Raw genomic sequence first — 23,472 nt, forward strand, 5'->3', positions numbered from 1 at the left:
AAATAGGCACTGTCCTATTTTTCCATCTATTTGTCTAAAATTACCCGCCTTTTCCTTGCTTTCCAGTGCTTGTGGTCGGAGGGAATCGCGAGCTGGTAAGCTGGCAAAAGCCGAGACGGCCGTTTGGGACAGGAAGCGTCTCCATCGCGCCGGTTATTGGGCAGTAGATTGGAATAGCAGGTTATGGATGTTTGTGAGAATGATGAAAGGCCATTATGACCACAACTTTAAGATCAATTTTTTAGCCTTTTTGAAAACATCCTCTTTTCGCGGCTTAGGCCTGCCATCATGTGTCAAGCCATTGTGGTAGTGAAAGAGCAATTTTTTCAAATATTCTTCATCGCCAGGTTTTTCAATTTGAAACCGATCAACAAAATGCAAAAACTGCTCATTAAGCATACTGTTTATGGACACAGGATGAAAACCGGCCCGTTTCCTCTCAGGTCGGTTTTTATTTATTTCGAGTGAAAAATTTTGAGCGAAGTAATCAATGTGATAAATGTCCGGATTCGCTCGTTTCAATCTTTTGGTACCCCGGCGCTCGTTTCTCCACGGATTTTCGTTTGGCCTTAAATTACTCATGAAGAAATTCCGGTCCCATAATGTTATCTGGTGGGACATGAGGTACCTGGAATTGCGGTTGTCGATTTTGGCGATGTTAAAGCTTTCCAAATATTGATTGGTTTCAATTGTGTGATATACATTCACGCTGTGAAGTTTTATCTGCTTATATTGGTTTTTGAATGCAATTTCGAATAGCCCGTTAAAAAAAGAGCCACTCACAGGCTCACTCAGCCATACATCTTCTTGTATATAAATTACATAGTCTTCCGATATTTCGTGAGTTAGCAAGTATTTGAGCCGATCTGACCATTCCCCTTTTCCGGATTTAATATTTTTAAAGCCATCAATTTTTACATCTAATTCTTCAGTAGCAAAGTAGTAATTGCAATGAATACCAAAATCCCAGAATCGATTAAAAAATTGCTCAAAGCCCCTGAATAGTAATTGATATCTGTCACAGGCATGTACAATCAATGCAACATTGTTCTCTCTCATCTGAATTTGGTAAGTTTATGGAAAGGTTAATGCAAAAGTAACCGATGGCTGCAAACTTCACGCGGTAAATAGACGAGCGATTGAGCAAAATGTGAATTTGGAATAGAAATAAGGTAATATCTTACTAAAACAGGGGAAAATCTATGCCAGATAGAATCTAGCAGGAACAAATTTGTCTATTATTTCTTAAATAAGGCTTTGCTTCATTTTCAAGAACTTAAAACAAACCAGCTCGCTCTTCTGCTGCCCCAAACCGAATTCACCTCGAAATAAAGGATTGCTTATCGAAAAGGCAACTGGTCGCACCAATTGTATTTTTCGAGAGCGAATTGCAGCTACACCCGGACGGGTTCTGGCAATAGCGGAAGTGTAACCGTAAAGTTTTCGGCATCTTCCTCAACCCGGACTTCGCGGTTGGTGAGCTCACGATATTTTGCTTTCAGGCTGGACAGACCAGCTTTTGCGGTACCTGTCGCCCCGATTTTCGGATCGAAATGATTGGAAATGCTGATCCTCTGGCTGAACGCGTTTTCGATTTTGATGATCAACGGCTTGCTGACCGACATAGCATTGTGCTCGATCGCATTGTCGACCAATATCTGCAAAGCGAGGGGCGGGATATATAGGTCACCGCTGCCGGATTCCGGCGCTGTAACCAGCAGGCTGTTGCCGTACCGGACATGCAGCAACCTGATATAGGTTTGGAGGAAGCATAGTTCCGATTGCAAAGGCACCAATTCTGCTTTGGCCGCCTGGAGCGTATACCGGCAAATTTTCGAAAGGTCTCCTACAAATTGCTCTGCCAGGCCTTGGTTGGCGCTGATCAGGGAGGTAAGCGTGTTGAGGCTATTGAATAGGAAATGCGGATTAACTTGTCCGTCTGCGTGATCTGAGTGACGCTGCAGTGACAGCCGCTGTAGATTTTCGACCGCTGCCTCGTTCTTACGCCACTGTTCCAGGTGATGGAGAAGACCCAGCATTGCACACAGGGAAAAGGCAAAAACCCCGCCCTGAACCAGCACGGGCCATATCGTTGCCCATGCAAACGACACATGCAGCCAGGGAGTTATGCTGTACGCCCACACATCCAATGTGGCTGAGAGGATTGCCAGGCCTCCGGCGGCAAACAGCATCACCAGCAAACGCAGGGAGGTTTGGTCGATGGCCGGGTAACGGCGAATAATCCGGCGTGTGACCAAAGTGAGGGTGATGGCAGAAAACCAGTAAAGCGCGAAAAAAAGGGCGGTCGCGACAAGAAATGTTTTGCCGTTGGAAAAGTAGGCTCGCCCGGCGAAGTAGTAATTTCCTATGGCAAGAAGTGCGGGCAGCAGGGTTAAATGGTAGCACCATTCATATTTGGAAAAGAAAGAGAGTTTCATGGCCTGAATCGGATAAGTTGAAAGTTGTTTTTTCAGTTCAATGCGTGATTGATCCACTTTGTGACACCAAAGATGCAATTGATTGGAAGTGGGCTGCACAGAAGCGGCATTGCCCACATAAATTTGGGTGACCATTCATAAAAGTAAAAGCAGCTGCCTCGCAGTTTCACAGATGGCAGAGCAACTGCCCTCGACTTTTGATCTGCTCCTGACCGATCGACGTTATTTTGCGAATTGGCTATGTTTTGCGGGTTTCTGAAAGGTTATGGTCCACTCGTGCGTTATCCGGAAGCAGTTAATCAGGACTATTTTTATTCATTTCATTAAATAGAAAATCATGGCAGATCAGAGCGCAGGAATATTAATGTACCGTTGGAGAAGTTCGTTGGAAGTGCTGCTCGTCCATCCCGGTGGGCCTTATTTTATAAAAAAGGATCTTGGAAATTGGTCGATACCCAAAGGGATATACGGAATACATGAGGACCCTCTTGAGGCCGCAAAGAGGGAATTTCATGAAGAGACCGGGGTCAGAATCGATGGAGCATTTACAGCCCTTTCGCCCGTGAAATTAAAAAGTGGAAAACAGGTAAAGGCGTGGGCTTTTGAAGGAGATATCGATGCGCTTTCCATAACCAGCAATACCTTTGAATTAGAATGGCCGCCGCATTCCGGAAAGATGCAGCGCTTTCCGGAAGTTGACCGTGGCGAATGGTTTACGCTGGATATAGCCCGGCAGAAAATCAATGAAAGGCAAAAGGCATTTTTGGATGAACTTGAAAAAATATTGGAATAATGAATCTCCGAAGTTAATATGCACCGTCACTTTCTATAAAATACATGTCCATGAATCTGCATAAATCATTTTGTTTCTGCTTAAAAGTCTTCCTGCTCACATTATTATTTGTTGATGCTTTTCCGCAGGCCGTTTTTCCTAAGATGTTTCTGGTTTGCGGAGATAGTAAAATCCTTTTGGTTGATTACGCGAAATCCAAAGATAATTCCCCCGAGATTGTATGGTCATGGGATGCACATTATGCTCAGGACCTGCCCGAAATATACAGGACTAAAATGTTTAATACCATTGACGATTGCAAAGCCATTGAAAACGGAGAGAAATTGCTTGTATCCTCGTCGTCCGGCGCGATAGCCATACTCAGCATGCCGGATAGTAAGGTATTATTTTACGCGTCCGTACCCAATGCCCACAGCATCGCATTGCTGCCCGAAAACCGGCTTGCTGCGGCCGCTTCCACACACAATGAAGGCAATAAGATCATGCTGTTTGATATTGCTGTTCCGGGTAAGCCATTATTTACCGACAGCTTGTATTCAGCCCACGGACTTGTTTGGAATGAAAAGAGGAACAGTTTGTTTGCGCTGGGGTATGATGTGTTGAGAGAATATAAAATGGTTTCCAAAAACAGTCTCAGAATGGCCATGCAATGGAAAATTCCAGGTATTGGGGGCCATGAGCTGCAACCCGCTCCAGATGGTGAAAACCTGTTCGTTACAGAGCATCATGGTACGTGGCAGTTTGATATGACAACTTACAAGTTTAAAAAAATCGATCGGTTTCCGGATGCCGAGAATGTAAAAAGCCTTGGCCAGGATCAAAACGGTCAATATATTTTTACAATTCCCGAAGAAAGCTGGTGGACTTTTCATGTGAAGTTTTTCAACCCGTCACGCACCGTTTCATTTCCCGATATACACGTTTATAAAGCTCGTTGGTTTCCAAAGAAATAAGTTTTAACAGCGTTAATTAAAATATTAGATTGTCACCACTAGTCGATAAATCAATACTTTATGTTATTAATTCCAACAGTAAAAGGTTTGATTTAACCTCCTTATTTACAGATAATTGATTCGATTTTGTGAGTGGTAGAACATTCGTTTTAAGTATCAGGTCGATCTGTAAGCCACAAGCAAATAGCAATTATTGAGTTTAATTGTAGTCGGGTTTAATAAGAGTGACAGGAGTGAAGACCAGGCAGCTTTAATTTAATTTTGTTCTGAATATTTCGGCAAATTCAATTTTAAAATGCCTATTAAAGTTATTAATTATTCAAAATGTTTTAAATAGTTAAGTTCGTTGTTATTTTTGCGTTAAATAAATCACGGTAACCCATAATTTGAACATGAAAGCAAGCGCGATTAAGTTTTTTTCTCCGGAAGAAAATGTCATTGTTACGAAGAAAACTAAGGAACAACCTAAACCAACCGGCTACATTTCCGGAACGGGTAAGTTGGTACTCCCTCCCAAAACACTTGAAGAATTAGGCATTGAGCCTCTGGCAACGCGATTTAAAATTGGCACCCAGCAGGGCAAAAGAACCTTGAAATACCTTTATCTGATACCAAGTTCCGACGAAGCAGGAACTTTTGCATTAACAAAAAGCGGTCGTGGTTTCTCTATTCCATTGGATGTAATTCTGAAAAAAAGCGGCGTTGATTTCGAACAAACGAAGTATACATTTGCAGTTACTTTGTTTAACTATGAAGAGGGCGTTGTGGGTTACGAACTAGAATTGGAAAGCTCTGAGCCAAAGCCGGCGTATACAGGTAAGCCGCGCGGCCGCAAGCCCAAAAATGCAGTACCAGTAGAATAGTCCGGTAGGGCTTGTTCATTTGAAACCAGCTCTTACGCGATTATTTTACACCTTGAAAACCAATTTGTCCTTAGCGGGCAGATTGGTTTTTTTCTTTTAATTCGTCGGTGATTTAAATGAAGAATCCTAAAACCTATTTTTCGTCATGCTCCATAAATTTACTTTGCTTCTCTGCTTTTTACTTTTTCCAATCATTTCTCCTGCCCAGGCAGTTGGAAAAACAAGGGGGCAAGTAAAGCAGTACAGTTCGTTAAGGGAAAACAGTTATCAGGAACTCCCGCTTGGGGCGATCAGGCCGCAGGGATGGTTAAGGGAAATGCTGGTGCGGCAAAAAAATGGCGCGACAGGTAATCTTGACCGGCTTTATCCACTGGTGATGAACCAGCGCAATGGCTGGCTGGGTGGTGACGGTGACCAATGGGAGCGAGGCCCTTACTGGATCGACGGACTTTTGCCTTTGGCCTATATCCTGAATGACGAAGCATTGATAGCTAAAGCGAAACCCTGGGTGGAATGGGCGATCAGCAGCCAGCAGCCCGACGGTTATTTCGGGCCATCGAAAGATTATACCGGAGAAAAGGGACTGCAGAGGGACAACAGCCGTGATTGGTGGCCCAAGATGGTGATGCTGAAAGTTCTGAAACAGTATTATTCCGCGACCGGTGATCAGCGTGTGATCACGCTGATCACCAATTATTTCAGGTATCAGCTGAAAGAGCTCCCCAACACGCCGCTTGACCATTGGACTTACTGGGCGAAGTTCAGGGGCGGCGATAACCTGATGGTCGTTTACTGGCTTTACCGGATTACCCACGAGAAATTTCTGCTTGAGCTTGGAGACTTGATCCACAGGCAGACATTTGACTACACGAATGCATTTGCACATACCGACTTGCTTTCCAGACAAGGAAGCATTCATTGCGTAAACCTCGCTCAGGGAATCAAGGAGCCGCTTGTTTATTATCAGCACCATCCTGATAAACAATACCTCGACGCGGTAAAACAAGGATTTAAAGATTTGGACAAGTACAATGGGATGGCCCACGGATTGTATGGGGGCGACGAAGCACTGCATGGAAATAATCCGACGCAGGGATCCGAATTATGCAGTGCTGTCGAAATGATGTTCTCTCTGGAAAGTGCATTGGAAATTACCGGCGACGTCGATTTCGCGGACAGGCTCGAGAAAATCGCGTTCAATGCATTGCCTTCCCAGACGACCGATAATTATATGGAGCGGCAATATTTTCAGCAGGCCAATCAGGTGATGGCGACGCGGGCGGTCCGGAATTTTGCCGACAACCATGGCGGTACGGATGTCTGTTACGGGTTACTGTCTGGCTATCCCTGCTGCACGTCCAATATGCATCAGGGATGGCCCAAGTTCACCCAGAATCTCTGGTATCGTACTGCCGATAAAGGCGTTGCAGCTTTGGTGTATGCGCCCAGTGAAGTGTCTGCTACGGTGGGGAATGGTACCAAAGTGACATTGAAGGAAGAGACTAATTACCCGTTCGAAGAGACCATCCGGTTTACGGTTTCCCTGGCAGAAACCGCAAAGGCGGTTACTTTTCCGTTTCACCTGCGTATTCCGGCTTGGTGCAGGGAAGGTACCATTAAACTGAACGGCCAAATCCTCCAGACCGTTGCCGGTGGTACCATTTTTAAAGTCAGCCGGTTATGGAAGTCAGGCGATGTTGTTGAACTGGTCTTACCGATGCATATTTTTAAAAGGAAGTGGTACGAGAACTCTGTATCCATAGAAAGGGGGCCGCTTACCTATGCTTTGAAGATCGGACAGGAAATGAAGAAAGTGATCAACGACAAAGACCCGATCGATTACGGAAGTTACTATTTCGAGGTACGTCCGACAAGCCCCTGGAATTATGCTTTGTTTGAGGTACCCGATTCTAAACTGGATTCCTATTTTCAGTTTGTACCCGCCAAAACCGTCGCATCCTTTCCCTGGAACCTCGAAAATGCGCCGGTCAGTATGAAAACAAAAGCGAGGCGCGTCCCCTCCTGGAAATTGTACAACGAAACGGCCGGGCCGGTCCCTTTTAGTATGATCTACAACATGGAGGTTTCAAAAGAAGAAGAGGAGATTGTTCTCGTACCCTATGGCTGCACTAAACTGCGCGTTGCACAATTCCCTGTGATCGGAAAGAAGTAAGGTCTGAAAATCCTGTGACTTCGGCCCTTTGTGGCGTAGCTGGCATAATTCTAATAGGCTACAGCGCATTCACTTAACTTGCCAGTAAGATGCGCACACATGATCCGGATATACACAATGGGGTAGGCGAAACTTTCAGTACAGAAAAAATCACGCTCCACGTCAATAGCGCGCCTGTAGAGTTGCACGTCATGCCCTGGGTAAGCCTGCTCGACGGCCTGAGGGATTATGCGGGCCTTACGGGAACCAAAAAAGGGTGCGACCACGGTCAATGCGGGGCATGCACCGTCATTTGCGACGGCGACAGGATATTAAGCTGCCTTACGCTCGCCGTCATGAAGGACGGCTCCGAAATCACAACCATTGAGGGCATTGCAGAGGAAGGGCAGCTTCATCCTCTGCAAAAGGCATTTATTGCACACGACGCGTTTCAATGCGGCTACTGCACGCCCGGACAGATTTGCAGTGCGATAGGGATGTTGAAAGAAGGGAAGGCAACAAACCGGGACGAGGTGAAGGAACTCATGAGCGGAAACCTGTGCCGGTGCGGCGCCAATACAAATATCATAGACGCCATCATGGAGGTCAAAAATCAGTGGTCGCATGAATAATTTCAGCTATTTCAGGGCAGCGGACTTACAGGAAGCGATTGGCCGCGCAACTGAGGCGACCAATTCCAGATACATTGCCGGAGGTACCAATCTCATTGACCTGATGAAATACAATCTGCTTGCTGCGGACACGCTGGTAGATGTTAACAGGGTCCAGGAGTGTGGGGAAATCGAAGAATTGCCTGACGGCGGTATCAGGCTCGGCGCCTTCCTGACAAATGCCAGGACAGCCTGGGACCCGCTAATCGAAAAAAGATATCCGCTGCTTTCCCGCGCCATACTTGCAGGGGCGTCCGCCCAGATCAGGAACATGGCTACCAACGGGGGCAATTTGTTGCAACGGACGCGATGCTACTACTTTTACGATGCCAATGTGCCTTGCAATAAACGCGAGCCCGGTTCTGGGTGTTCAGCATTAACCGGCTACAACCGGATCATGGCCATTTTGGGTACGAGCGAGAGTTGCATTGCGGTTTTTCCCTCGGATATGTGTGTTGCATTGGCCGCGCTGGAAGCCGTTGTCAATGTGGAGGGACCTGATGGCGCCAGAAGTATCCGGTTTTCCGAATTTCATCGCCTGCCAGGCGACACACCGGAAATAGACAACAACCTGTTGCGTGGTGAAATCATTACCAGTATCGACCTTCCTTCAAAAGGGTTTTCCAGCAATTATTCTTATCTCAAAATCCGTGACAGGAATTCCTACGCTTTTGCGCTTGTGTCGGTAGCAACGGGCCTGGAACTCGAAGGTGATGCGATGATTCGTGAAGCAAGGATCGCATTGGGCGGGGTGGCCCATAAGCCCTGGCGTGCTTTGGAAGCGGAAGCATATCTGGCGGGAAAGGCAGCAACAAAGGAAAACTTCCGGGAGGCGGCAGAGATCATTTTAGGCGGGGCAAGGGGTTATGAACACAATCAATTTAAAATCGAACTGGCGAAAAGGGCAATCGTGAGAAATTGTTTAATGGCGCTTCATCCCCCAACACAAGCGCCCGGCGCTCAGCCGGAGGCTTAACACTTCATCAATAAAAATATGTCAGTTTTACCATCAATTGGTCAGCCCCTAAGTCGGCTGGAAGGCAGCCTGAAAGTGACAGGGGAAGCCCAATATGCCGGAGATTACAAGGTTCCCGGGTTGTTGTACGGATATGTGATCAGCAGTACCGTAACAAAGGGGAAGATAACCCGTTTCGATACTGGCAGGGCGATGGCCTTACCGGGGGTGATTGCAGTTTTCAGCCACCTCAACCGGCCTTCACTGGCCTGGTTTGACCTGCAGTATGCGGATATGGACGCGCCGCCAGGTTCCCCGTTCCGGCCGTTACAGGACAATGAGGTGCTGTACAATGGTCAGCCTATTGGCCTGGTTGTGGCTGAGACCTTCGAGCTGGCGCGCTACGCCGCTACATTGATTGAAATCCAATATCAAGAGGAGGTTTTCGATACGGACCTGCAGGCCAATCTTTTAAAAGCCCGCTCGCCAAAAATCGGTATTGCCACGATGCTGAAACCACCGCCGCCCAGGCCGAAAGGTAATTTTGAAAAAGCGTATAGCGAGTCTTTTGCACAATCTTCGGGGGAGTATGTGCACGGTACCGAGCACCACAATCCGCTGGAATTGTTTGCGACTACGACCGTTTATGAGGGCAACGGGAAGCTGACGATCTATGACAAAACGCAGGGGACGATCAATAGCCAACTTTATGTGGCCAATATTTTTGGTCTTAAGTATAAAAATATCCGGGTTATAGCACCCTATGTGGGTGGCGCATTTGGCTCTGCATTGAGGCCACAGTATCAGTTGTTCTTGTCGGTAATGGCAGCCCTGGAACTGAAACGCTCGGTTTTGGTGACGCTGGACCGGAGTCAGATGTTTACCTTCGGCCATCGTCCTCCGACCGTACAGAACACCCGGTTTGGTGCGTCCGAAAATGGTAAACTGACCGCCATGAACCATATCGCCATCGGTGAAACATCCCGTTTCGAGGATTACACCGAAGTGGTCGTGAACTGGTCGCCCATGTTGTATCCCGCGGATAACTCCCTCATGCAGTACAAGCTGGTGGAACTAGACGTATTCAGCCCGCTCGATATGAGGGCGCCGGGCGGGGCAACCGGCCTGCACGCCATTGAATCCACCATGGACGATTTGTCCTACCAACTCAAAATAGACCCGCTGAAACTCAGGCTGATCAATTACTCGGAGAAAGACGAAAGCCTGAACAGGCCTTACAGCAGCAAGGAACTGAAAGAATGTTATCTTCAGGGAGCGGAACGCTTTGGCTGGGGGAACAGAAATCCGGAGCCCCGGAGCATGCGCCGGGGGAATCGGCTTGTAGGATATGGTATGGCTACCGGGATTTGGGAAGCCAATTCGCTACCAGCACGCGTTGAGGCTGTCATGACCAAAGAGGGTAAATTGCAGGTTGCCAGTGCGGTTACCGATATCGGCACCGGTACCCTGACCGTCATGACACAGGTTGCAGCTGATGAGCTTGGGCTTTCAATGGATGACGTTACTTTTTCTTACGGTGACAGCAAAATGCCTTTTTCGCCTATCCAAGGCGGTTCTTTCACGGTTTCTACTGTTGGTTCGGCGGTTAAGGCAGCCGGAGCTGCTTTGCGGAAAAAGCTTTTTAAAAAGGCAGTTTCTATGAAAAATGGGCTGCTGAAAGGCCTGGAATTGGAGGATGTGTATTTCCGTGACGGGCGCATTATACTGAAATCCGATCCTTCGACCTTCGTATCTTTTGGGGATATCGTGATGAGCCATGGAGGTGAACCCGTGAAGGTGACCAAGTTTTCGGTCCCCAATCTTTTGAAACTGAAAAAATATTCAAGGGCTGCGCATGCCGCCGCGTTCGTAGAAGTGGAGGTGGATGAAGAACTAGGAATGGTCAATGTGACCCGGGCGATTACTGCCGTTGCCGCTGGCAAGATCATCAATCCCAAAACTGCACGTTCCCAGATCCTGGGCGGGATGATCTGGGGTATCAGTAAGGCATTGCGGGAGGAAACCATCAGCGACCATCGCTTTGGCAAATACATGAACCAGAACCTGGCCGAATACCATATCCCGGTGCACGCGGACATTCATGATCTCGAAGTGTTTTTTGTAGAAGAAAAAGATGAGATTGTCAACGAGCTTGGAACAAAGGGAGTAGGGGAAATCGGCTTGGTTGCGATGCCTCCTGCCATTGCCAATGCAATTTATCACGCGACCGGGAAAAGGATCAACCATTTACCGATACATTTGGACGACCTTCTGTAGGTTATTCCCGCCCCTAAATTCCCAAACGATTTTTTTCAGTATGCGAGTCCCCGTTTGGGGGGTAGGGGCAAAACTCCATTGTTAATGGAAAGCTCTGTTGTCAGGATAAGACGCCGATCCGTGAATCTGTATCCGATTTACGGATTTTTGTATAAATGATCGTTGCGTGCGTCCGGTAGCTTTGTCTTATTATTTAAACAAATATTTCTAGTGATGACAAAGACCATTTTTATTACCGGCGCGTCCAAAGGATTTGGACGGATCTGGGCAGAAGCTTTTTTAGAAAGAGGGGATCATGTAGTGGCAACAGCAAGAAATATCGATTCGCTGCAAGACCTGGTTGCCAGATACGGCGACGCGATTTTGCCGATCCAACTGGATGTGAACGACAGGCAAAAGGGTTTCGCGGCTGTTCAGCAGGCAAAATCGCATTTTGGGACATTGGACGTTGTGATCAACAATGCAGGCTATGGCTTGTTTGGCACGATCGAGGAAACCAGCGAGCAGGAAGCCCGCGACCAGATCGAAACCAATGTATTTGGAACGTTATGGATCACACAAGCTGCCTTGCCGATTATGAGGGAACAAGGCCATGGTCATATCGTCCAGATTACCAGCGTTCTTGGAGTTGTTACCTTGCCTACTCTGGGATTGTATAATGCATCCAAATGGGCGGTGGAAGGGATCAGTGAAAGCCTTGCTGCTGAGGTTAAAGATTTCGGGATCAAAATCACACTGGTGGAACCCAATGGATTCTCAACGGACTGGGGCGGAGCTTCTGCCGTTCATAGCAAACAGCTCAGCGTTTATGACGATGTGAGGAAAAAGTTTGGCGAAGGCGCTTCTGCCGGCGACTTTTATGGCAAGCCCGAAGCTACCTCCGAAGCCATTCTGAAAATTGTTGATGACGAAAACCCGCCATTGAGAATTTTCCTCGGAAAAGTGGCGTTACCATGGGTAAAACAGACATACTCAGACCGTCTGGCTACCTGGGAAGAGTGGAAAGAAGTTGCGGATGCGGCACATGGCAGCGTGGCGGTTTAACTGTCCAGAAAACTAACAGTGAATTTTTCCTCTTATGAAACATTTCCGGAGTATCAGTGAGCTGCACCGTGGCAATGGCTTCCCGCCATCTGCGCATCCTTTGATCAGCCTGATCACGTGTAAAGAACTGATGAGCTGCACGTTGAGTGACAATGTGTTTACGAGCGATTTCTACATGATCGCATTCAAAAAAATCAAATCGGGTAGCGTCGGGTACGGGAGGACCAAGTATGATCACGACAATGGCTCCATGATGTTCATCAAGCCACGGCAGGTCATGGAAATCAGGAATGTGGAATTGGAGGAAAGAGGCTTTATCATCTGGGTGCACGAAGATTTTCTGAATGGACATCCGCTCCATTCAGAAATCCGGAAATACAGCTTTTTCGATTACGAAGCCAACGAAGCACTGCATTTGTCGCCGCGCGAGGAAGCGATTATCTGGGATCTGTTCAACAAGACCGAAACCGAATATCTCAATAATACCGATGAGTACAGCCGGGATATTATGCTGACACACCTGGACTCCATCCTCAAATATTCGCAGCGTTTTTACAAAAGACAGTTCATCAACCGCACAGAGATGTCGGGGAAAATGGTCTCGAAATTTAACCAAAACCTGGTCTCCTATTTCGAAAACGGACTTTTTGGAAAAAAGGGACTGCCTACGGTAAACTTCATGGCTTCACAGCTGAATACATCGCCACGCTATTTGAGCGACCTTCTGAAACAGGAAACCGGCAAAACGGCGATTGAACTGATCCATATCTTTTTAATCTCTGAAGCGAAAAACCTGCTGATGGCATCGGACCACACCGTCGCCGAAACCGCATATATACTTGGTTTTGAAAATCCGCCTTACTTTTCCCGGCTTTTCAAAAAAGAAGTGGGGATCACTCCCAATGAATATAAAAAGAGCTTCGAATTAAATCCCCGTGTCACCAGCCTGGCTTCCTAGGCTGGTGATTTTTGTGCTATGGGTAGGCAAGCCGTTAAGTAAGATACTGATTACTAGGTGGTAGTGCTGGGAGATGTTTTGTAATTTGAACAATTCCTTTGTCATCATACTCCCAACAGCCAACCCATGGACGCCACACTGGTAACTTTCTTCTTCTTTACCGGGATCAAAAAATCCATATTCCGGAACGCCAAACTAAAAGGCAGCTGGGGCGGGAACGGCGTTTATTCCGACCATTGGACTGAAACAGAAATGGTGCCCATAACAGGTAGAGACGGCTGTCCGGCCTTCAAAGCCGCCCTGACGCTCCAATACGACAATCCTGATACATTGTTCAAGTGGGGTGTGGAGCTGGACGGGCCGGCTGGCAATAACCTTTGGGGCATCATCACGGAGCTGCCTGATGCTTACTCGGCAGACCGTTATTGTGTTTTCAAACCGGACGTGTCAGGGAGGCAGACGGAGAACTACTATTTTACATTCTGTAGGAAACTCGGTGCCAATAAAATCTTTGATGAAAATAGTCCCTCCCCTGGATTGGAATTTGCGGTTTGGGCACCCAATGCAAAGGCCGTTTCCGTGGTTTTCGGTAAGGCCGATAGCGGCTATGTTTATGACGACGGCAGTGGTACAGATCTCGAAAAGCCCGAATTGATCCTGCGTCCGGCCCAACAGGGGATTTGGGAAGGCGACCTGCTCCCTTCTTTCCAAACCTATATGGGTCAGCCATATATGTATAAAATCACCAACGCACAGGGTAAAACGGTATACCGTACGGATATCTATTCGCGAAGTCAGATCGGCTCCGGCGCAGCCGATCCTGCCCGATCGAGCGACTGGCCCGGAACACCTGGGACTTTGAATGGTTCCAAAAGCTGCAGCGTCGTCATCGATCCGGACATGATCCGGCCGGAATTTGAAAGACCTGCCGAAGGGATGCCCAACTTGGTGAATGAAGAAGTTTTCTGGGCGCATGAGTTTGACAATAACCGTCCTGTCCCCTCGCACGTCAACGACCTGGTGATCTACGAATTGCACATTGGTGCGCTGGGTTTCGGAAAGGAAGGACAGGGGACCATAGCCGATGCAATTGCCCTGCTGGATTATCTCGTCGACCTGGGTATCAATGCAATAGAGCTGCTCCCGATGGCGGATTTCTCAGGCAACGTGGGCTGGGGCTACGGAACGACCCATCACATGGTGATACACTCCGCGGCGGGCGGTCGCGACCAGTACCGGCATTTGATCCGCGAATGTCACCGAAGAGGCATTGCAGTGATCCAGGACGTGGTTTTTAATCACTATGACGGCGACGCCGAACGTGCGCAATGGCAGTATGATTCCGAGGCCCCGGAGGAAAACTGTTATTATTGGTTTGAGCGCAAGGCAGAGGGAAGTTACCGGAACCCCTTTGGCGGATTTGTTGACAATGGTTCCAGCGGATGGGCGCCAAACTACCGGGAAGAGATTGTCAGGCAACAATTTATCAGCGCCTCCGTATTTCTGATCGAAGAAATGCATGTGGACGGATTGCGGGTGGATCTTACCCAGGCAATCCACCGGGATAACTGGCTGCATGAGGATGGTGCTCCGGTGGCCGAGGCCAATTTGTTCGGACAGAAATTACTGCGTGAATGGAGCCGCACGCTGAAGATCATTAAGCCGTCGGCCATACTGATCGCCGAGGATCATACTGGCTGGGGCGCAGTAACCCAGCTTCCTGCCGATGGCGGACTTGGTTTCGATGCGGCCTGGTATGTTCATTTCTACCATGGCCTGATCGGCGATGCGGACAGCTCGGGCGGGGAGGCAAGGCTTTTGAAAAATGCGGGGACAGGTTTCGACGGGGCGCTTGGCATGGAGCAGTTTGCCGGGAATCTGTACCAGAGCCAGTTCAAAAAAGTAGTTTACCATGAGTCTCACGACGAAGCCGGCAATGCCGGCGGCAGCGCCAGGACAATGAGTGTCGCGGTCAATAAAGCGGCGATATTCGACGAAACGCGTGTTTGGGCAGAGAGGCGATCACGGGTTGTGTTCGGGTTATCCGTTCTGTCGCCCGGTACGCCTATGTTTTTGATGGGTGAGGAAATTGGCGCCATGAAAAATTATAAGTACGACGATTTTGTCTCGAACAAAGAAGATTTGCTCGGTCAGAGGGCCTCGGATGGGGCCAGGATGTACCGGTTTTATCAGGATATCATCCGGTTGAGTAAAATATTTGTTTCGGTCCGCAAGGGTGGGGTGGATGTCCTTCACGTCAGCAACGATACCCGCGTCATTGTGTTCAAGCGTTACACCAGCGGGGAGCAACTGCTGGTTATTGCGAGCCTCAACAACCATTCTTTCGAAAGCTATACCATTTCCAACGATCCTTACCGACTCCCTGACGGTGATTGGAAAGAGATTTTCAACAGCGATTCAGCGCTTTATGGCGGCTTCAACTTTGGAAATTCGGGACGGGCGATCCAGTCGCACCACGGCAGTCTCACTTGCGCAATTCCCGCTTCCGGCCTCTTGGTTTTCGTCAGACAATAAGCATTTGCATTCTTTGCAGTCCTTTATGTTTTCATTAAAATCACATTAATTCTTAATTGAAATAAGTCTAAATTGTAATAATGTTTATTTTTGCGCCGAAACTCTTTTTTACTAAAAACAACGGGCATGAAAAGATACATTATACCATTTGTTCTGCTGGGTTCGCTGGCGGCTTGCAATTCTGACGATGATGATGGGCCGACGGTCAATCCGGTTACAAGTCAGGAAGTTGTAAATAATTACGCGGACATTGTGCTGGCTAATTATAGCGACGCGGTAACGGCGGCCAAGGATTTGCAGACCAAGGTTAATGCGTTCGTGGCAAGTCCAAGTGCACAGGGCCTCACTGACTGCAAAAATGCGTGGCTTGCGAGCCGAGTACCCTATTTACAAACAGAAGCATTTCGTTTTTACGATGGCCCGATCGATGGGACAGACGATAATTTTGAAGGTTTGATCAACGCCTGGCCGCTTGACGAGGCTTACATCGATTACGTAGTCGATTCTTCAAAAGCTGTTGTGATCCAGGATGTTGGCGTGATCAACGACCTCGCAGGATATCCTACCATCACCGAAGCGGTCCTTCTGGGGGATAATGAAAAAAATGGCGAGACCGATGTGAAAGTGGGTTATCACGCCATTGAGTTTTTACTTTGGGGACAGGATTTGTATGCCGACAGCCCCGGCAAGCGCCCTTATACGGACTACGTGGTAGGCGGAACCAACAAAAACCAGGCGCGCAGAGGTACTTATCTTAAAATCGTCACCGACTTATTAGTGAAGAACCTGGAATCCGTGAAAGCGTCATGGGAAACTACCGGTGCTTACCGCAAGGATTTTACTGCTGCCGCAAATGCGGACAAATCGCTTACAAGCCTGCTTATGGGTATTGGAAAACTGACAAAAGGGGAACTTTCCGGCGAGCGGATGACCGTTCTTGAAGCTTCCAAAGACCAGGAGGACGAACATTCCTGTTTTTCAGACAATACGCATAACGATTTTATTTACGATGAAGCTGGTATATACAATGTTTATATCGGCAAATATACCCGCACAGACGGTACTGTAATCGATGGCCCGGGCGTAGACGACCTGGTGAAGGCAAAAAATGCGGCTGCCAACACCGACATGATTGCTAAACTGGACGCTTCAACGGCTGCGATCAAAGCGATCCCGCCGCCGGTTGATCAGGCAGTGAAGAAGAGCCCCGCCACATTACGGACCGCAATTACTGCTTTGCGGGCACAGGCAGACCAGCTCACTGTTGCTGCTAACGCAATCGGCCTCAATTTGACCATTCCGGAAAGTAACTAATCGGCCGCCTGGGCCCTGTTGCTGGTGATACCGCCAAAGACCGCGGGCCCATGGGCCGAGCCACCGCCGCAGACTTTTAATAAGAGAAAGCAGCAATCACTGAATTGAAATTGAAAGAAGGAATTCATAAAATAACGGTATGCTTGTTTTGCCTCCTGCAACTGCTGGCTTTAAGCCGGTGCAGCAAGCCCGATGTGACCAGAGAGCCGGTTGCGGAACAGGATGAGGAATTTTCGGGTGGTAAAGAGGGCACAGTGGTGGACAAAACCGCCAATGCTTTCGGAAATTCCCTGATCAGCCTCACCTCGGATGAAGTGGATCGTTTTGTGATCGGGAACTCGTTTAATCGCAACAACTGGGTTACGGCTCCGTCTTCGACCAGTGCCAGGGACGGGTTAGGGCCGTTTTTTAATGCTACATCCTGCTCGGCCTGCCATTTTCTGGATGGAAGGGGCGCACCTGTATCTGCAACGGACCAGCAAATCACGCAAGCGTTACTTTTTAGGTTGTCGGTGCCAGGAAAGGGTGAGCACGGAGAGCCCCTTTTTGATCCGAATTATGGGGAGCAGTTTAACCCAAGGGCTATTATCGGCGTGGAGGCCGAGGGGGATGTTTCCGTTTCTTATCAGGAAATGCCGGGCTCCTATCCCGACGGTACAAGTTATTCATTAAGAAAGCCGACCTACACATTTTCCAACCTGAAATATGGTCCAATGAGCGGAACGATGGTTTCACCCAGAATTGCACCGCAAATGTGTGGTGTAGGTTTGCTGGAGGTAGTTACGGAGCAGACCATCCTGTCGTTCGCAGACCAGGACGATAACAATAAGGACGGGATCTCGGGCAGGCCTAACTATGTATGGGATTTCAGGAAAAATCAGAAAGTGCTCGGAAGGTTCGGCTGGAAGGCCAATCAGCCTACCGTTGAACAGCAGACAGCGGGTGCGTTCAACGGTGACCTCGGGATAACTTCTTCTTTGTTTACCGTTGAGAATCTCACCGCAGCTCAAAAGCAGCAGTACGGCTCGGTCCCCAACGGAGGCACACCGGAAGTGGAGGACAAGATTTTTCAGGATGTGGTTTTTTACATCAGATCGTTAGCGGTCCCTGCCCGGCGCGACTGGAAAGACCAGCAGGTGCTTACAGGGAGAGAGCTTTTCGGGCGGGCCAATTGTACCGGATGTCACATCGCCAAAATGCAGACAGGCCATTCCGACTCGCCGTCTTACCTATCGGCCCAAACGATCCGGCCTTTTACAGATATGTTACTGCATGATATGGGAGAAGGGCTTGCCGACAATCGGCCGGACTATGAAGCCACCGGCACAGAGTGGAGAACACCGGCCCTCTGGGGCATAGGACTGGTAAAAACGGTGAACAAGCACACCTTTTTCCTGCACGACGGCCGTGCACGCAGTGTGGAAGAGGCCATTTTGTGGCACGATGGGGAAGCGAGTAAATCGCGGCAGGCCTTTATGAATTACAGCAAAGCTGATCGGGATGCTGTCCTTCGATTTATTGATACTTTATAGCTACACCATGAATTGTATACCTAAGCATTTTTTTCATATCCTTATCGCAGGCTTTATCGTAGTTGCGTGCTCCTCGAAAGACAACCCGGACCCGGGCGACGGCCAGGACAGGGCCGCTATGCTTGATAACGAAGGTACGAATGTGATTGTACCCTCGTTTGAGGCATTTTTGACAAGTTCGAATAGCCTGGTTGAAAGCGTGAAAGCCTACACCGGCGATTCGAAAAACGCCCAGAAGCTTGCGGCGGCGCAGGAAGCCTGGCGGGCTGCCGCAGAGGCTTGGAAAAGAGCGTCCTTATTTTCGCAAGGCCCCATTGAAACTGATTTTTTATCATCAGGTATCTATTTCAGCACGACCAGCTATACCGGGATCGAAAGTGCGATCGCCAAATCCGGGGTTACCATTGACAATGCCTACGTGGAAAGCCTGGGAGCCGCTATGAAGGGACTGCCAGCGATCGAATACATGCTTTTCAGCGCAGACGGCGATCCGGCGATCATCGCCAATTATTCGGGTATCAACGGAGGCAGGCGAAGCGCTTACGTGAACGCGTTGACCCAAAACCTGCAGATTCAGGCAACGACAGTGCTTTCCAAATGGAAACCTGAGGAAGGTAATTATCTGAAAACTTTTAAAGAGGCCGACGGCAGGGACATTAACTCTTCCCTGGGTTTGCTGTCCAACAAAATGATCGACCTGGTTTACACGATCAAGGATGAAAGATTGGGGGCACCCCTGGGCAAAAGGAACAATGGTACGCCCCAGCCGGGATTGGTCGATGCGAAACTCAGCAATGCCTCTATCCGGCTGATGCGGGCGGAACTGAAGTCTTTGCAAAACGCATTTTCCGGAACCAGTCCCAGTGGGACCGAAGGCACCGGCATAGACGATATCCTTGATAAAGTCGGTGCAAAATCCGGTGATCAGATGCTGAGCGCAAAGATCAAAGCACAATTCGCAACAATTTCTGCCAAGCTGGACGCAATTGCAACGCCTTTAAGCACCGCAGTGACCGATCAGAAAGATCAGGTAAGTGCTGTGTACGATGAAGTGAAAAAATTACAGGTTTTGATGGAAGTTGACATGATCAACAACCTGGGTGTATTGCTGACATTCAGCGATAACGACGGGGACTAGCAGTTATGATCATTGGTAAGCTCATACGGCAGGGACGGGAATTGACTGGCAGTGAATCACTTGCCTTTTTTCGGATTGTCTTTGGGTTATTGCTCTTTGTATCGGAAATACGTTTCATTTCGAGAGGCTGGGTGACCGACTTTTACGTCAAACCCAGCTTCTTCTTTTCTTTTTACGGCTTCGAATGGATCCGGCCCTTGCCCGAGCCATTTATGCACGCAGTATTTTACGCATTGGCTGTGTTGTCCCTGCTGATTGCGTTGGGCCTGTTTTACCGGGGCACCATTGTTATTTTCTTCCTGCTTTTCACTTATGTTGAACTGCTCGACAAGAGTGTTTACCTCAACCATTATTACCAGGTGAGCCTGCTGGCGCTGTTGATGTGTGTGCTCCCGATGAACGGGTGCTATTCCCTGGACAATTATTTTTTTCGGAAAACGAGGGTTGCGAAGGTGCCAGTGTGGATGCTTGGCGCTCTGCGTGTGCAGGTTGGGCTCGTTTATTTTTTTGGAGGAATAGCGAAATTAAGGTATGATTGGCTTTTCGAGGCGCAACCATTGAGGATCTGGTTGTCGGCCAACCAGGATTTTCCGGTTATTGGGCCGCTGCTGACAGAAGCCTGGGTGGCTTTTGCATTAAGCTGGTTCGCAATGCTTTTTGACCTGACCGCTCCATTTTTACTTGCCAGTCGGAGGACCAGGCCTTATATGTATGCAGTCGTGCTGGCATTTCATGCTATGACGCATTTGCTATTTTACATTGGGATGTTCCCATGGATGATGATCTTCACAGCATTGATTTTCTTTCCCACATCTTTTCACCAGTCAGTGCTGAGGTTTGCATTTCGTGGCCGAGAGGGCCTGTATTTTGGCAATGATCCGCTAATTCGCCGTTATGGCGTGGTCCCGTTTTTTCTGGTGCCATTCTTTATTTTTCAGTTCGTGATGCCGTTTCGGAGCTACCTTTATAAGGGCAATGTGTTGTGGCACGAGCAGGGTTACCGGTTCTCCTGGAATATCATGCTGATGGAAAAAAATGCTTCGCTGGAATATACTATCAAAGTGAAACAGAGCGGCAGAAGCTTTACCGTCAAACCAGGGCAGTTCCTGACGCGCATCCAGGCTCGTCAATGTAGTTTTCAGCCTGATATGGTCTTGCAGTTTGCTCATTATCTGCACGATTACTATAAAGAAACAGGACTTGGGGAGACCGAGGTCCGGGCAATTTGCTATGCATCCGTCAATGGGCATCCCAGCAATTTACTGATCGATCCAGAGACGGACCTGGCCAAAGTAGATGATGGTTTCGCTCCAAAAAAATGGATAACCGCTTGGAGGGATTGAGCGGTTTTTTTGAAATAATACTCAATTGTGATTCTCTATAAAGTGTTCAAAAAGTTTGTATTTCACCTTTCCTTCCTGCTTGGTTCCGGTTTTTTTACCGGGGTCGCGGCACAAAAGGTCCATGTATCCGGAAGGATTACGAGTCCGCAGAATGAACCTGTCCCTTTTGCGAAAATCGTCATTAAAAGTCCCGAAATGGTTTTCGTTGCCGACTCTTTGGGTGCTTACTCCGTATCACTTTCGCCTGGTAAATATGCCATTCAGGTTTCGTCTGTCGGTTACAATACGTCCGTTAAAAACTTAAAGGTTACTACTTTGCAGCAGGAGGTATCGCTTGATTTTATGCTAAGCCTCTCCAATTGGGGCCTGGACGAATTGCAAGTGACCGATCAGAAGCCCGACGTGAACGGCCTGCGGCGGCTGGCGGATGTAGAGAATATGGGGATTTATGCCGGTAAGAAGAATGAAGTAATTGTATTACAAGGTGTTCATGCAAATCTCGCTACCAATAACGCGCGTCAGATCTACGCACGCGTTCCCGGTGTGAACATCATCGAAAACGACTCCTACGGCATCCAGTTGGGAGTGGCTACCCGTGGTTTAAACCCGAACCGTACAACGGAATTCAATTCGCGCCAGAATGGCTATGATATTTCTGCCGACCCGATCGGCTATCCCGAAAGTTACTACACGCCTCCGGCGGAGGCGATCAGCCGCATTGAGATCGTGCGTGGGGCGGCTTCGCTGCAATATGGGACGCAATTCGGAGGGCTGCTTAATTTTCAGTTCAAAAAGGGAAATCCGGATAAAAAGATTGAACTCGAAACCCGCCAGACATTGGGTACCTATGGCGTTTTCAATTCTTTCAATGCACTGGGCGGGCAAATCGGCAAAGTGAATTATTACGCATTTTATCAGCATAAACAGGGAGACGGTTGGCGAGACAATACCGGCTTTAATCTGAATACCGGCTACGGCGCCATCAACTGGCAGTTGACCGAGAAGCTGAAAATAGGAGGAGAGGTCACGCTGATGGATTACCTGATGCAGCAACCGGGCGGCCTTACCGACGCTGAATTCGAAGAAAATCCAAGAGCGAGCTATCGCGACGGCAATTGGTTTCGGGCAAAATGGTACATACCCGCAGCCCATTTTGACTACGCAATCAGTGAAAAAACCAGGCTTAACCTTCGTACTTACGGCCTGATCGCCGAGCGCGGGTCTATTGGCAACATCATTAACCCATTGCGGGACAAGACCGATACGACGGCAAGAAGGCAGCTATCTTACGACCATTACCATAATTGGGGAACGGAATTCAGGTTTCTGCACCGGTACCAGGTTGTTGGGAAAACCTCTTCTCTTTTACTTGGTGCAAGATATTTCCGAGGGAACACCTCAAAAATCCAGGGATCTGGATTTCAAGGCAAGGACGCCAACTTTCGATTCCCAAGCCCCGGCAAGGCCGACGAATTCGATTATCTGTTTCCTTCTCACAATGCAGCTTTTTTTGTTGAGGACGTATTTTGGCTCACCAGCAAGTGGAGTGTCACTCCAGGATTCAGAATGGAATACATCAATTCCAATGCGAGAGGCTATAGTATCGAGCAAAAGACAAATGAAGTTGTACCTGGAAATCAGCAGAAAACCAGGTCGTTCCCATTGTTTGGCATAGGCCTTAACTATATTATATCCCCGCAGTCAGAAGTTTACTTTAACATCTCCCAAAATTACAGCCCGGTCAACTATGCGGACATACAGGTGAGAACGCCCAATTTTCAGGTGGATCCGGATTTGAAGGATGTTACAGGCTTCAATGCGGACCTGGGTTTTCGGGGGAAGCACAAAGACTGGCTGAATTTCGATGTAAGTGCTTACTATCTGGATTATAACAACAGGATCGGCATCATTCGCAAGGCTAGCGACGACGGCCTGGAAGTAATCCGCTACCGCACTAATGTAGGCAGATCGAGAAGCAGGGGAGTGGAAACCTTTGGCGAACTGAATTTCTTTCGTTTGTTTTCAAGGCCGGCCAGTGCTGGCGACTTATCCTTGTTCGCCAGCGTTGCCTATACCGACGCGGCCTACACGAAGGCAATTAATCCGCTGCTGACCACCCTGATCGTAGGAAAACAGGTTGAATTTGCTCCTAAAATGATCGCCAGGGCTGGCCTTACCTTCAAAAAGGGAAATCTGGGGACAACACTCCAAATCGCTTACACGAGCACCCAATATTCCGACGCATACAATTCCTCACATACAGCCGATGGGCTCGTCGGCGAAATCCCGGCTTACAAGCTCGTGGACTGGACTGCCAATTACCAGGTCCGCAAGGTTACGTTCAGTTTGAGCATCAACAACCTGCTGAACGAAAAGTACTTCACACGCAGGGCCTTGGGTTTCCCGGGGCCGGGCATTATCCCAAGCGACGGCCGGACGGCCTTTTTGACGGTCGGATTGAAAATCTAGCCGTGAAATTTAAAGAAAACGGATTCGGGTAAAGATG

At 48.4% G+C, this 23,472-nt stretch carries 17 protein-coding genes; 15 read left to right on the top strand and 2 right to left on the bottom strand.

Annotation, left to right across the window (positions count from 1 at the left end):
- Positions 1-213: 213 nt before the first annotated feature.
- Positions 214-1,059 (bottom strand): hypothetical protein, encoded by an 846-nt coding sequence (locus AC1XUF_RS03680; RefSeq protein WP_483340305.1) that lies wholly within the window; start codon positions 1,057-1,059, stop codon positions 214-216.
- 335 nt (positions 1,060-1,394) lie between these two features.
- On the bottom strand, positions 1,395-2,573 hold the full coding sequence (locus AC1XUF_RS03685) for a sensor histidine kinase (RefSeq protein WP_483340306.1): 1,179 nt from the start codon (positions 2,571-2,573) through the stop codon (positions 1,395-1,397).
- Between the two features lie 202 nt (positions 2,574-2,775).
- On the opposite strand from AC1XUF_RS03685, the gene AC1XUF_RS03690 reads away from it, so the two are divergent.
- The 15 genes from AC1XUF_RS03690 (at position 2,776) to AC1XUF_RS03760 (ending at position 23,435) form a co-directional block, all read left to right on the top strand.
- Positions 2,776-3,231 (top strand): NUDIX hydrolase, encoded by a 456-nt coding sequence (locus AC1XUF_RS03690; RefSeq protein WP_483340307.1) that lies wholly within the window; start codon positions 2,776-2,778, stop codon positions 3,229-3,231.
- Between the two features lie 50 nt (positions 3,232-3,281).
- Positions 3,282-4,184: a DUF6528 family protein gene (locus AC1XUF_RS03695; RefSeq protein ID WP_483340308.1), complete on the top strand. Its 903-nt coding sequence runs from the start codon at positions 3,282-3,284 to the stop codon at positions 4,182-4,184.
- A 392-nt stretch (positions 4,185-4,576) separates the two neighbouring features.
- Entirely contained in the window at positions 4,577-5,047 is a 471-nt protein-coding gene (locus AC1XUF_RS03700; protein WP_483340309.1) for a hypothetical protein, read from the top strand.
- A 145-nt stretch (positions 5,048-5,192) separates the two neighbouring features.
- A complete protein-coding gene (locus AC1XUF_RS03705) occupies positions 5,193-7,220 on the top strand; it encodes a beta-L-arabinofuranosidase domain-containing protein (protein WP_483340310.1) in 2,028 nt (675 codons plus the stop codon).
- 89 nt (positions 7,221-7,309) lie between these two features.
- A complete protein-coding gene (locus AC1XUF_RS03710; protein WP_483340311.1) occupies positions 7,310-7,831 on the top strand; it encodes a (2Fe-2S)-binding protein in 522 nt (173 codons plus the stop codon).
- On the top strand, positions 7,824-8,846 hold the full coding sequence (locus AC1XUF_RS03715) for an FAD binding domain-containing protein (RefSeq protein WP_483340312.1): 1,023 nt from the start codon (positions 7,824-7,826) through the stop codon (positions 8,844-8,846). Before AC1XUF_RS03710 ends, AC1XUF_RS03715 begins: the two co-directional genes overlap by 8 nt.
- 18 nt (positions 8,847-8,864) lie before the next feature.
- A complete protein-coding gene (locus tag AC1XUF_RS03720) occupies positions 8,865-11,102 on the top strand; it encodes a xanthine dehydrogenase family protein molybdopterin-binding subunit (protein ID WP_483340313.1) in 2,238 nt (745 codons plus the stop codon).
- A gap of 213 nt (positions 11,103-11,315) precedes the next feature.
- Positions 11,316-12,146, top strand: a complete 831-nt coding sequence (locus AC1XUF_RS03725) for an SDR family oxidoreductase (RefSeq protein WP_483340314.1) — start codon at positions 11,316-11,318, stop codon at positions 12,144-12,146.
- Positions 12,147-12,180: 34 nt separating this feature from the next.
- Positions 12,181-13,104 (top strand): helix-turn-helix domain-containing protein, encoded by a 924-nt coding sequence (locus AC1XUF_RS03730; RefSeq protein WP_483340315.1) that lies wholly within the window; start codon positions 12,181-12,183, stop codon positions 13,102-13,104.
- A 126-nt stretch (positions 13,105-13,230) separates the two neighbouring features.
- On the top strand, positions 13,231-15,639 hold the full coding sequence (locus tag AC1XUF_RS03735) for an alpha-amylase family glycosyl hydrolase (RefSeq protein WP_483340316.1): 2,409 nt from the start codon (positions 13,231-13,233) through the stop codon (positions 15,637-15,639).
- A 126-nt stretch (positions 15,640-15,765) separates the two neighbouring features.
- Complete coding sequence (locus tag AC1XUF_RS03740; protein WP_483340317.1) at positions 15,766-16,953, top strand: imelysin family protein; 1,188 nt, start codon at positions 15,766-15,768, stop codon at positions 16,951-16,953.
- A 143-nt stretch (positions 16,954-17,096) separates the two neighbouring features.
- Positions 17,097-18,485 (top strand): di-heme oxidoreductase family protein, encoded by a 1,389-nt coding sequence (locus AC1XUF_RS03745; RefSeq protein WP_483340318.1) that lies wholly within the window; start codon positions 17,097-17,099, stop codon positions 18,483-18,485.
- Between the two features lie 7 nt (positions 18,486-18,492).
- A complete protein-coding gene (locus AC1XUF_RS03750) occupies positions 18,493-19,623 on the top strand; it encodes an imelysin family protein (RefSeq protein WP_483340319.1) in 1,131 nt (376 codons plus the stop codon).
- 5 nt (positions 19,624-19,628) lie between these two features.
- Entirely contained in the window at positions 19,629-20,966 is a 1,338-nt protein-coding gene (locus tag AC1XUF_RS03755; protein WP_483340320.1) for an HTTM domain-containing protein, read from the top strand.
- 27 nt (positions 20,967-20,993) lie between these two features.
- Positions 20,994-23,435, top strand: a complete 2,442-nt coding sequence (locus AC1XUF_RS03760) for a TonB-dependent receptor domain-containing protein (RefSeq protein ID WP_483340321.1) — start codon at positions 20,994-20,996, stop codon at positions 23,433-23,435.
- The last annotated feature ends 37 nt before the right edge of the window (positions 23,436-23,472 follow it).

It is taken from the genome of Dyadobacter sp. HNCC25DJ185 (assembly GCF_056895195.1).

Excerpts from the sequence above, each read along its gene's own strand:
- AC1XUF_RS03740 (WP_483340317.1), top strand. The coding sequence starts at position 15,766 with ATGAAAAGATACATTATACCATTTGTTCTGCTGGGTTCGCTGGCGGCT.
- AC1XUF_RS03750 (WP_483340319.1), top strand. The coding sequence starts at position 18,493 with ATGAATTGTATACCTAAGCATTTTTTTCATATCCTTATCGCAGGCTTT.
- AC1XUF_RS03735 (WP_483340316.1), top strand. The coding sequence starts at position 13,231 with ATGGACGCCACACTGGTAACTTTCTTCTTCTTTACCGGGATCAAAAAA.
- AC1XUF_RS03715 (WP_483340312.1), top strand. The coding sequence starts at position 7,824 with ATGAATAATTTCAGCTATTTCAGGGCAGCGGACTTACAGGAAGCGATT.
- AC1XUF_RS03690 (WP_483340307.1), top strand. The coding sequence starts at position 2,776 with ATGGCAGATCAGAGCGCAGGAATATTAATGTACCGTTGGAGAAGTTCG.
- AC1XUF_RS03710 (WP_483340311.1), top strand. The coding sequence starts at position 7,310 with ATGCGCACACATGATCCGGATATACACAATGGGGTAGGCGAAACTTTC.
- AC1XUF_RS03725 (WP_483340314.1), top strand. The coding sequence starts at position 11,316 with ATGACAAAGACCATTTTTATTACCGGCGCGTCCAAAGGATTTGGACGG.
- AC1XUF_RS03680 (WP_483340305.1), bottom strand. The coding sequence starts at position 1,059 with ATGAGAGAGAACAATGTTGCATTGATTGTACATGCCTGTGACAGATAT.
- AC1XUF_RS03730 (WP_483340315.1), top strand. The coding sequence starts at position 12,181 with ATGAAACATTTCCGGAGTATCAGTGAGCTGCACCGTGGCAATGGCTTC.
- AC1XUF_RS03685 (WP_483340306.1), bottom strand. The coding sequence starts at position 2,573 with ATGGTCACCCAAATTTATGTGGGCAATGCCGCTTCTGTGCAGCCCACT.
- AC1XUF_RS03755 (WP_483340320.1), top strand. The coding sequence starts at position 19,629 with ATGATCATTGGTAAGCTCATACGGCAGGGACGGGAATTGACTGGCAGT.
- AC1XUF_RS03705 (WP_483340310.1), top strand. The coding sequence starts at position 5,193 with ATGCTCCATAAATTTACTTTGCTTCTCTGCTTTTTACTTTTTCCAATC.
- AC1XUF_RS03700 (WP_483340309.1), top strand. The coding sequence starts at position 4,577 with ATGAAAGCAAGCGCGATTAAGTTTTTTTCTCCGGAAGAAAATGTCATT.
- AC1XUF_RS03720 (WP_483340313.1), top strand. The coding sequence starts at position 8,865 with ATGTCAGTTTTACCATCAATTGGTCAGCCCCTAAGTCGGCTGGAAGGC.
- AC1XUF_RS03695 (WP_483340308.1), top strand. The coding sequence starts at position 3,282 with ATGAATCTGCATAAATCATTTTGTTTCTGCTTAAAAGTCTTCCTGCTC.